This is a genomic window from Anaerobiospirillum sp. NML120511, assembly GCF_023050955.1.
Taxonomy (GTDB): domain Bacteria; phylum Pseudomonadota; class Gammaproteobacteria; order Enterobacterales; family Succinivibrionaceae; genus Anaerobiospirillum.
Window position 1 is genome coordinate 15,079 of sequence record NZ_JALKIK010000025.1, and the last position, 11,696, is coordinate 26,774.

An 11,696-nucleotide genomic window follows, 5' to 3' on the forward strand; every position below is an offset into this window, starting at 1 on the left:
GCATCAAAAAATGACATAAAAGGCCCTGATGACAACGATTTTGCAGCTGATAAAAAGTAAGCCTGGTGGCCGTGCTAGGATAAAACCACTTCCAGATGCTCCCGCAGTCCTCTAAATCAGAGTGCACCGGGCAGGGCAGCCTCTCTGGTAGTACATATTCCCGAAACGGTCCACTGTTATGTGGTCAGATCAGGACAATTTTTATGGAATCAGACTGTAGCTGTTGCAGCATGACTGACAGCGCAGCTGCTCCTCAACCTGCTTGCCCTTGCTCACCTGTAATTACCAAAACAGGATGTAGAGCCCGGCTCAATGTGGCGGTTACCGCCCGAATGACTTAATCCAGGGACATTTGCGCTCTGTTATCAGTCAGGCAGCATTAAAAGCAGTTGGGAGCAGCTCAGAGAATTTAAACAATTAAGGAATCAAAACAATGTCCCGAATCGCTCAGAGCCTTACCGCTTTAATTGGTCGTACCCCACTGCTTGCCATTAACCGCCTTGCTGCCGAGCGCAACGCTCAGGCTCAGGTAATTGCCAAACTTGAGTATTTCAATCCAGCTGGCTCCGTTAAAGACCGTGCCGCTCTTTACATGATTGAAGAGGCCGAAAAGGCCGGCAAGCTGCAGCCAGGTGCAACCATTATTGAGCCAACCTCAGGCAATACCGGTGTAGGCCTTGCCATGGTGGCTGCTGTAAAAGGCTACAAGCTGATTCTGACCATGCCTGACACCATGAGTCAGGAGCGTCGCCGTCTGCTGCAGGCCCGTGGTGCCAAACTGGTACTTACCCCTGGCGCTCAGGGCATGAAAGGCGCCATCGCCAAAGCAGAGGAGCTGCGTGACCAGACTCCGGGCAGCATTATCCTCCAGCAGTTTGAAAACCCTGCCAATCCTCTGGCTCATACCAGCACCACTGCCGTTGAAATCTTTGAAGATACCGATGGCAAGGTAGATATTCTGGTATCAGGTGTCGGTACTGGCGGTACCGTAAGCGGCGTAGGCCGTGTGCTTAAGGAAAAGATTCCAGGTGTAAAGATTGTTGCCGTAGAGCCTGCAGCCTCTCCAGTCTTAAGCGGCGGTAATCCAGGTCCTCACAAGATTCAGGGTATTGGTGCCGGTTTTGTCCCTGCAAATTACGATAAGAATGTAGTCGATGAGGTTATCCAGGTAGCCAATGAAGACGCCTTTGCTACAGCCCGCGACCTGTCCACCAAAGAGGGCGTACTGGTAGGCATCTCATCAGGTGCTGCCATGCATGCAGCTCTTACTCTTGCCGCTCAGCCTGAAAACAAGGGCAAGAACATTGTCGTAGTTCTGCCAGATACTGGTGAGCGCTACCTCTCAACAGAGCTCTTTGTTTACGAGCAGGAATAACAGCAAAAATCCCCCGACCGGCCAGCAGGCCGGTCCCGGACCGCCGCCCAGATGGGCGGCAACCTCTGCAATCCCTCCCCGAATATTCCTTTCTGGCAGGTTCTCCCTTACAGCAGCCCAGTTCTGCTCTCCCCATCCATTCCCTGTCATTTTTCTGATACCTGCCCCTTTTCTTTCCCTGAATTCTTTAAATCTGGTCCAAAGCAAAAGCCACTACCTGTTCCCAGGATCTGAACTACGGCATCACCTACATTTTCCTCCATACCGACTCTGAGGCGGGCTTGACCATCCCGTACCTGGCCTGCCCTGCATGAGCCTCCCATGCCCATGCCTGTGCCTGGCTTGACCTTCATGATCCTCCCATACCTGTGCCTGCCATGACCTGCCCTGTATGATTCTGACCTGACATTGCATGAGCAGGCCTGCCATGTTGCTGTTAGTAGACTGACACTTATATTTGTCAGGCACGCCAATACACTCAAGGTGACGCCATGCTTTAAGACTGGTTTTAACATTCCATGATTCCCTGCTGTGCGCATGCTCTGGTGAGCCTCTCAGACTGTCCAGCTGTTGCCGGAACATATAGTTGATACTTTAACTGAGGCATGAGAATGCATGACGCACTCAGAGCAGTCATTAAATCTTTTATACGGCCTGTCAATGTGGGAACTGTCCTCATCTTTACCTGAGCTGCTCCTGCCTGATTCTCAGGCCGTTGCTGGCATCAAGCCACAATTTCGTATTAATTGAGCGCTGATGTTTGTGCCTGTCCGCTTCATGCTCTCTTTTATATCGTGAATATGATTAGCACTGCAAAACATTCACTACTGAATGTTTTAGATATTGTATTGATGCTGGCAATCATGATGTAAACCTCAGGCTGGGGCTGGTCATTGAATGGAGTGTAGTGGAAAGGTGTGGAGTGGCATGTCATTGCGAGATATATCCATACTCAGGCTGGTTACGTGACTTAGCGCGTCAGCGGTCGGATAAGTGCTTTATACCGTGGTATTACTGGAGAGGTTAGACCGCTGTCTGATCCTGGAATGACGGGGAACTGAATGAGTAGGCCAGTATCTTTAGAACGGACAGGGCTCTGGCATGTCATTGCGGGTAATGGCACGGGGCCTTATGGTTTTTGGCTTTGCTATATGGCTTGCCATATTAAGGGTGGGACTTGTGACACTGTGGCAAAAATGGAACTGGAGTCACTGTAGGGGTGGCAGCATAGCTTATGCACGTGCAGCGTGCTCTGTAGCGTGCACTGTTGCAAAATGGATTAATTATTATGGTCACAGACATCGGTTTTCGTATATAGTTAGCAGATACGTTTTCCTTATTTTCTCAGTACGCAGCTGCAGGTCAGCATGCCTTCCGTTCACAGCCATATGATGCCGTACCAGTCGCATAATGACGGGTTGCGGCTGTTTTTATGTGTAACGGATTGGCAATTGGGTACAAGTCCTGCATTACAGGTATCATGTCCTGTAATTTCCTGTTGAGGGATGGGGGCTAACGGTACGGATTAAGGCAGGAGCAATTTATGGCACATATCAGACAGATTCTGGCAAACCTGAGTATCAGTGTTTCAGAATTCAAGAAGAATCCCAAAACGGTAATTAAGGCGGTTAAGAGCGAGCCTATTGCCGTAATAATCAATGACAAGCCGGCTTTTTACTGTGTGCCAGCCGACATTCTTGAGTCCCTGTATTCCAAGTTCTACGAAATGAACGAAATCCAGAACATTCAGGAACTCAATAATGACGCCAATGATCCTGTGATCTCTGCTGATGATGACAGCTTTGGTGTAAAAGACATTTTCCAGTCCATTGAAGACGATCAGGCTGCCAAACTTGCTGCCGATGATGATCTTGTCGACCCTATCCGTAACTCCGTAGCCGATCCCCTTGATGATGAGGTAGCCAATCAGCTCAACAGCTCCATTGACAAGCACCTCTTTGACTCCAGCTGCCAGATCACCCCTGCCTCAGGTTCTATGGACCTGGGCTTCAATTCCCTTGAAGAAGGCTCAGAGGATCTCTCATCCTTTGGCATGCTCGACAATACTGTAGATCCGGTAAGTGCCGCCTTCGACGATCCCCTCATTGACACTGGTGCACTGCCTGACACCGACATTACCTTTGAAGATGAACATGTCTGTGAGCATGGCTCTACCTCAGGTTGTGCCTGCAAACTGGCTGCAGCTGTTCTTGAGGAAGTAGGCCGCCAGGCTCAGCTTGCAGAAAATCAGAAGAACAGGGACATCCAGAGCGCCAAAGGCAGCAAGGGAAAGAAAGGCAAAAAGAAAGCTGAAACCGGCAGCGACAGCCTGCAGACCGTACCAGGTACCTCAGCTCTGGATCCTGATATCACCCCGCTTAGCGATAACGATCTCAACTCCCTTACCGATTCTCAGCTCAACGCTCTGAATGACTCAGCGCTGTCAGCCCTTACTGAGGCCGACATTTCAGCTCTGACCTCCAGCATTGGAGCAGAAAATGTCAGTGATGATGCTCTGGCTACAGTTACAGCCTTAAATGGAGATATTGACCCTGCTCTGGCAGCCGCACTGGCAGCTTCAGGCGCCAGCGCCGAGCGTGCCGCAGCTGCAGCCTCTGCCATTGCAGCCCTTGCTGCCATGGAGAGCTCAGATGACTTTGATGTCACTGACAGTCTTATCTCTGCCGCAGACTTTTCTGACAGCATGAATACTGGCAGCGGATCAGCTGATGATGAGGCCTTACAGAGTTCAGACAGCACTTCAGCCTCTGAGGAGCTCGCTGCTTCCTTAAGCCCGGCTGAACGTCAGGCAGCCCTCAATGCTGCCCAGGCTCTGGCTCAGGCGGCCATTGTAGCCGCCCGTGCTGAATCTATTCTCGATGAGTGCAGCTGTACTGATGAAGTAAGCAGCACTGACTCGTCTGCCGGAGCAGACGGCAGCTCTGAGCAGAGCGATAAGCCGGTTACAGGTCGCGGCAGCTGCCGCACCTGCCCAGGACCTGAAGAGAATGAATCATGCTCTCTGGGCCGTCGTGAAGGCGGCTGCGCAGTAAAAGAGCCTCAGCTTAATGTTGAGGGCATGCCAGCTAAGTCAGACAAGGCTGAAAAAGGCAGCAAGTCAGGCAGCACAGCCGACAGGCAGGACGCTACCAGTGCCGCACGCCCTGCAGCCGTTGCGCTGAACATTACCTCAGGAGCCAGTGCGGACATAAGTGCTGCTGATAACGTAGCTGACAATGACAGCAACTCCATGCGATCTCTGGTAAGTGGCCCACACTCCTTCAGCCTTGAGCATGTAGCCAAGACCTACAGTCCGTACAAGCAGAAAAAGCTGATGGAAAAGCGCCAGTCTGAGCTGAAAAAGGAGCTCAAGGCCAGCCAGAAAGCCCAGAAGAAGCAGGAAAAAGCTGAGAAAGCCAAGTCAGAGAAGTCAGGCAAGTCCTCACGCTCCCGCAAAAACAAATAATCTCCCGGCCCCGATCTGCACCCCAGACCGGGGCCGTTTCATTTCACAGTCCTGGTAGTAACAGCACTATGTGCCTTACCAGCGGCATCCTGCGGCCGTCCTGCATACACACTGCCATATGGCAGGCCCACCTCAGCATGGCAACTGCAATAGCGCCCTGCACGGACGCAGGGCCGTATTCCAAGCAGTTGCTTACGCAACTGACAGATATACATCTGCATAGTCCACTCTTAATGTAAGCATACTTGCGCCCAGCCCCGGAGGCCTTACACATGAAAGAATGCGCTCATGAATGCATTCGTGCATGAAAGAATGCGTGCATACATGGGCCTGTGGCTAAAAGTACTTAGAATGATCCATGGAGCCTGGCAACCAGAGGCGGAGGCAGTGCTACCCCACTGAATGCTAATAGATCAACATACTGCAGCCAGCGGGGCATATCCTTATCTTTAATGGCATACGGCAAATCTTTCTAACATGACCTCCAGCTACAGACATTAGCTGTGCTCAGAGTATCGCCTGGCCATCATGTGACAATAATCCAGGTGAAGGTAAAAAGCCTTATCAGCTTTAACCTCCCTGCCGCACCAGCAGCATTGCCAGCCAGGCATGAGGCTGCAGCACTCATAGCGATGCAGATACTGTTGAAGCTTTTAGCTCAGCTAAGGATCAGCCGCGCCATGTCCTGTCCTGTCATGTCATATCCAGTTATGCCCTGCCCTGCTCTGCTCCGCTGTGCAAACCAAAACTCCCAGCTTTTGCCCATTCAATTTGGGCGGCAAAACAGTCAGCGCCATGCCAGATGATTTCAGTTATGGTCATAGCACCTGGCCATGTAAATACACCAGCCCATACTTTCTCTGATCACTACCAGTGCTGACATTACAGTCATCAATCACTGTATAAATGCTTTCTAAATCTTATAGAATGAGCATTTTTAAAAATTATGGCATTCAGGAAACATAATTCCGGAAGATGGGGCTCCGCTCCAGCTTTACCTGGTACCTTATACCCCTGGAAATACCTGATAAATCATGCAAGAGCTGTAATCCCTGGCAGCTTTTCTGAATGTCAGTCATACATGACCAGACTGCATGGCTGTCTGATATCTGTGCCATAACCTGTACTTCCACTTGTATATCCTTCTTAATCCCGGTGTTTCCTGTCATGGATAATTGAAACAAAGGTGTTCACACCTTTGAGATTGCGATCTCACGCCGAAAGCACATGCCCTTTGCTCAGGCATAAGGCATAAGACATGAGCCATCTTCTGGGCAGACAGCCTCTGAGCAACCTTTCCAGCCCCAACTTGCTCAACTGTCGCTTTATTACAGCCGTCACGATATATACAAACACAGGCACATGACCGCTTTGTTTTACCTGTTTATGCCGAGAGTCTATGATGCGGTTTGGATGCTGATTTAATCCCTGTCCCTTCTAATTAACACCTCCCTGCCCTGCACCATGGGGCCATTATACTTTGCATGCAGCACCATCCATGTCCTGATACCGGTCCCTTGCTAAATGGCAGAAAGCAGATGACAGATGACAGTTTTGCCCCTTCATGAGCGCAGTTTCTACCACAGCTTCGCTTAACGGGAGATTCTCCTTCTATTTACCTCCTGCCTTGATGCCAGCACGTTTAAAGCCATGGTCTTAGATAGTCCAATGACTATAAGACTCTTCCGTAAACTGCCTTAATTTCCCTAATACATGCCTTTCATTCATCACTGCAGCTCACAACAGGCACGGACTATCGGCAACATAAATTCCCGGCATCTCCAGGTATTACCAGGTTACATACGGACGCAGCGTATGGTTGCCCCATTTGCTGTGCAGGCCAGGGCGCTTTTTCGGCCCTTTACATCTTCGACTGCGGCAAGGCAGTATCCGGTGCCGCTTTACAGGCCACGGCCACGCCTCTTTCATGGCCGCGCCTGTGGCAAGACCACGCCTCTTTCATGGCCGCGCCTGTGGCAAGACCACGCCTCTTTCATGGCCGCGCCTGCAGCAAGACCACGCCTCTTTCATGGCGCGCCAGTGGCAAGACCAATGTGCAAACATGTAATCCAGTTCAAATATATGCAGCAGCCGCTGTAAGGGTTTTATATGACCTGTACGCCTGGTGTTAATCACTTAACAGCTTGCTGATAACGAGCAACCCTGCTTTTACTTTTACTTTTACTTTTAGCCTGCATCTGGCCTGATAGACAGAGCATGTGGTAGCCGGTTTTGCTGGTTTACATTGCATGTGTGGAGGGCGTGCGTATGCTCGTTTGCTGTATGGCCTGGATATAGCCATGGTGGTGGCTGTGCTTCAGGTGGTGGGACTTACGAGGCGGCTGCCGGGAAGTTGTGACTATTGCATGGTATTGATGCTGTTTCTTATTTTAGAGCGCATTTTGCCGCATTGTTTGCCGCAACCATTAATTACGAGCAAAAGATGATATACATGCGGGATTTAGCGTGTTTTACACTATGAAAATCATGCTGTTTAGTGTAACGATAAGCACAGATAATCCGTTTTATAAACTGACTGGCAATATTGAACTGCCATTTACGGTGATTTACGAATAAATGTGGCCACTTTCTGCACTATGCGGCACATAATGCCCGACTGTCAGGATCAGCGTTATCACTATGTAATCAGGTCAAGGAGACGACAACTATGACAGTTTGTGCATTTAAAAGAGCTCTATTAAAGCGCATAAACAGGCTGTTTGTTAATTTATTCAAGCTGTATCTTTGTTTTGAATGCACGACTGGCAAAAATAATGCAGTTGTGACTTATGCTCTTTTGTAATGCAGGTCCAGACATGTACAACGGCAAGCACTGATACAGTGAAACTGCCGCTTGCGGCATGTCACAAAGTCCTTAATACAGGCAACGATATTGCTGCAGTCGAGCAAAGATACCAGTGAGCTTTTTACAGCCAATAACATAGCTGAAAGTAAACAGTACAGTCAGGTATCAGCGTGCAGATTCCTTAACCATATGGCTTTCTGATACTGGCTGAATACATGCACAGACATGTCATGACAGTATGTGCTCAGGATCTGTGTCTGATTCAGATGCAGATTATGATGCGCTCTGAATAAATCAGTACATACGGCACAGCAGCAACATGTTTGCGGCATAAAACAGTGCTTTTAAACGACTTAACAGTACGGTACTCAGTCCATAGTATCAGGCAGATCAGCTGTTATTACAGACGGCTCTTCAGCTTCATCTTGTCATGTGATAGGCCAGACATACAGCCTGGAAAACAGCAGAGCTGCAGTGACTGTAAAGGCACTGCAACCAGAATGTGACGCCGCGCAAAGACAGGCCACAAAAGTACAAATATGGCGCTGTTCATGCAACAGGCTATGCAGCCACAACTTAAAGCCTGTGATAAGTCCAGCAGGTGCTAACTGATGCAGGTAGACACAGTTTTGCATATGTAAAGTACTTCACAGCACTGACATCCGCTATGGAAAGCATTTCCATGAAGTCAGTGCAAAAGATTTTCCGGCCACAGCCAGACAGGCCTGGCCAATGGTGCTTCAAATATCCAGGGCACCTCCAGCTGTCCGCACAGGCTTTTATGAGCAGCCTGCGCAACAGTCCAGTTTTACCTCACCGGTTGCATCTGCAGCCGGATATTCAGGCAGCGCCTACTGCGCTGTCGTTAACGATGTCATGCTCCGTGACGAATCAGCCCGCGTAACGGGACTTAACAGGCATATTGCCTGCGGATGCATGACTGAATGTTCGCGCTCTGCAGATTTTTACAGAATTTGACACAGTTGCTTAAGGCCGCTGCAGGCGGCATCCTATGGAGGGTTACATGAGAAAAGCCACAGTCGGCAGCAAAAGCAAAACAAAAGCTGCCAACGTCAGTCTGATCGGCGTCTTCCGACAATTCGTCGCCGAGCATTTTTCTGCCATGGATTCCTATTCGCAAAGCACCTACACCTGCTATGTAGATACTGGCAATCAGATGGCCCGCTACATTGAGGAGGGCCTTGGAGAAGACAGCGACAGCTTTTCCTTTGAAAACTTCAATGCCGAATTTGTCCAGGGACTTCTGGAGTGGTTTATCGACGTTCGCCAGATTGTTCAGTCCACCCTTAATGTCCGCATGTCCGTGCTGCGCTCTTTTGCCCGCGAGATGATGCGTACCAAGATGGGCCGTGCTGACACAATGCTGGAAATTACCGAAATCAAACTGTGTGCTGCAACCCGTCCTGAGTTTGAATTCTTAAGCGCCGAGCACATCGAGGAAATCCTCGAAGCTTACAGCCCTGATAACAAGGTAACCTGCCGTCAGAGCCTGCTGCTTAGAATTCTCTATGAGACCGCCTGCCGCTCCCAGGAGCTTTGCGACGTCAAAGTTGGTGATTTCGTCTTTGACGCCGACAACAATCTCTGGGTATTCATTGGTGGTGGCGATCTTTCACGCCGTCAACTGCTGCTCAGTGACGAGACTGCTGAGCTGCTCAACTACTTCCTGAGCCGCTACTCTCCTGATGCCGATGCCCAGTCACTGTTAATCACCAGCACTCCGGACAGCAAGTTCCACAAGACTGGTATTAACCGTATCCTTCACAAGTTTGCCAACAAGGCCCGTGAAAGTGATGAGAGCATTCCAGAGAAAATTACCTGCGTAATGCTCCGTCACAGCCGTGCCATGCACCTGATGGATATGGGCCTTGATATGATGGCCCTGCAGGAGTACCTGGGACTTAAGTCTCCTGAAGCTGCCATTATGTACCACAACCGCTGGCTCAGACTGCAGCAGCAGGACCAGGATATGGTCACCCGCCGCCACTTCGTATCCGGCGAGACTGATGAGAGCGTACAGGGCAAGAACAGCCAGTGGCGCATGCTCGCTGATGAACTCAAGGCTAATACAGCAGATGAGTATGAGGACGAGTATGATTATGAGGACGAGGATGAGTATTACGAGGAAGAGGACGAAGCCCCTGTAACCAGAGGCAGAGCCGCTTCATCAAAGGCAAAGGCCACCAGAGCCACTGCATCCTCAAAGTCCAAATCAACCGCTGCAAAGAGCGCCCGTGGCGCAGCCAGTGCTGAAAAGACAGCTGCAGCCAGGCCTTCAGCCCGAATTACCAGAGGTGCAGTCTCAAAGACAGCCGCTGCAAAGGCCAGCACTTCCAAGTCTGCCAAGGCCGCTCCTGCCAAAGCCGCCGCAACCAGGACTGCAGCTGCCAAGGCAAGCACCAGCAAGAGTGCCAAAACAGCCTCTGCAAAGACAACCTCTGCAAATACTGCAAAGACTGAAACTAAAGCTGCAGCCGCCAAAACAGCTGCACGCAGCACCGCTAAAGCCACCAAGGCAGCAGAGCAGCCTGCAAAGGCAAAGACAGCTGCCAAAAAGCCTGTAGCATCCAAGACCAGCGCAGCCAAAGCTGAGGCCGCAAAGCCAGTACGCAGTACTCGCAAGGCCGCCGCTGAAGCTGACAAGGCACCAGCTGCTTCCGCCCGTCCAAAGACCAGGCCATCAGTTCGTGCCTCATCTGCCAAGGCTGAGACTGCCGCTGCCAAGCCAGCTGCCAGCAAGGCTAAGGCTACAGCTGCCACAAGGAAGACAGTAAAGACTGAAACTAAACCAGCCGCCAGGGCCAAGGCACCAGCCAAAGCACCTGCTAAGGCCCCAGCCAAAGCAGCTGCCAAGGCAACAGCCAGGACCCCAGCAAAGCCTGCCGCCAGCAAGGCCAAGGCAGCAGCTAAGCCAGCTGCCAAGGCTGCCAAGCCAGCTGCACGCAGCAGAAAGTAGGCTGACTGAAATATATTAAACGCCGCTAAGGCGGCGCTTCTGAGCTGCAGTTACATCTGCAGCCCTGAAGCCCGGTAAGGAAATGTGCCCTGCCGGGCTTTTCTTTTTTGCAGTTATGTAAAACGCGCCACTAACAAAAGATTTCTGATCAGTCTGACGCCCGCAGCAGAATCAGGGACAGATTTTGCCTCTGAGACCGCTGCCCTTACCCAGAACAACATTATTCAGCAGGCATCACAGTCTGTACTTGCCCAGGCAAACCAGCGTCCTACCATTGCGCTGAATCTGATGAGCAGATAAGCAACCAGATATGTCTCATTATCATTAAAGGCGGGTTTATCCGCCTTTTTGATTTCTGCAGAGGGGCTGATGTCCGACGTGCCCTGCAGGTTGTACACTCAGCGAAACTTTAACGTCTGAGCACAGTATGCAGTCCGGCAGGCAAAGTAATTTGTGTGCATCTTAAACAAACACTGCAACGCGCAGGCTATAAGGCTTTCAGCGAGACTCGCTACTCACTGAGAGCCATGACCAGGACTGGTGATGAGAATGAATGAGTGGTCTGTTGCTGCGAGATGGTCCGTAGTTCTGGGCAGAAAGCATTTTGGTTTGCAGCTTGCTTTTTGCAGCTTGCTGCCTGCAGGAGACGGACTTGCTGCCTGCTGGAGATTCTCTTGCGGCTGCGGGAGAGGATTTGTATGGACGTGACAAAGCGCAGCATGCCTTGAGGCCGCTGGATAAGTTTTGATGATAAGGTTTGGGGATGAGTTTGTTGGGGAGTTTGTTGGGGAGTTTTTTGGAGAGTTTGTTGATGTGGCCAGGACGGCCTGAAAGGGATGGCGGAAAGAGGGGGATTTGAACCCCCGATACCTTTGAGGGTATGCCGCATTTCGAGTGCGGTGCATTCAGCCACTCTGCCATCTTTCCGTGCGTTCTATTATAGGAAAAAAGTTTGCTAAAGCAAGTGTAAAGGTAGATTGCACGCCACAATGAAACGCAGGAGCTAATACGTTACACAATCGGCCAGGCTTTTGCGGTTGAACCGGTTCAGGCTGGCGGTAAATGGGAAGGT

General features: G+C 50.6%; 3 protein-coding genes, 1 tRNA gene and 1 pseudogene. 4 read left to right on the forward strand and 1 reads right to left on the reverse strand.

Annotated features, from left to right (window positions below; translation table 11 throughout):
* Positions 1-433: 433 nt before the first annotated feature.
* The 4 genes and pseudogenes from cysK to MXE39_RS08120 form a co-directional block, all read left to right on the forward strand.
* Positions 434-1,375, forward strand: a complete 942-nt coding sequence (gene cysK / locus MXE39_RS08105) for a cysteine synthase A (protein WP_246978027.1) — start codon at positions 434-436, stop codon at positions 1,373-1,375.
* A 1,543-nt stretch (positions 1,376-2,918) separates the two neighbouring features.
* Positions 2,919-4,841, forward strand: coding sequence for a hypothetical protein (locus MXE39_RS08110; RefSeq protein WP_246978026.1), 1,923 nt, complete (start codon positions 2,919-2,921; stop codon positions 4,839-4,841).
* 3,830 nt (positions 4,842-8,671) lie between these two features.
* Positions 8,672-10,624 (forward strand): tyrosine-type recombinase/integrase, encoded by a 1,953-nt coding sequence (locus tag MXE39_RS08115; protein WP_246978025.1) that lies wholly within the window; start codon positions 8,672-8,674, stop codon positions 10,622-10,624.
* A 177-nt stretch (positions 10,625-10,801) separates the two neighbouring features.
* Positions 10,802-10,924, forward strand: a pseudogene (locus MXE39_RS08120) (flagellin); the annotation flags it as partial.
* A gap of 537 nt (positions 10,925-11,461) precedes the next feature.
* Here MXE39_RS08120 and MXE39_RS08125 read toward each other — a convergent pair.
* A tRNA-Ser gene (locus MXE39_RS08125) sits at positions 11,462-11,551 on the reverse strand.
* Between the last annotated feature and the right edge of the window lie 145 nt (positions 11,552-11,696).

What these genes read in the sequence shown, in the direction of transcription:
- MXE39_RS08110 (WP_246978026.1), top strand. Translation starts at nt 2,919, where the DNA reads ATGGCACATATCAGACAGATTCTGGCAAACCTGAGTATCAGTGTTTCA.
- cysK (WP_246978027.1), top strand. Translation starts at nt 434, where the DNA reads ATGTCCCGAATCGCTCAGAGCCTTACCGCTTTAATTGGTCGTACCCCA.
- MXE39_RS08115 (WP_246978025.1), top strand. Translation starts at nt 8,672, where the DNA reads ATGAGAAAAGCCACAGTCGGCAGCAAAAGCAAAACAAAAGCTGCCAAC.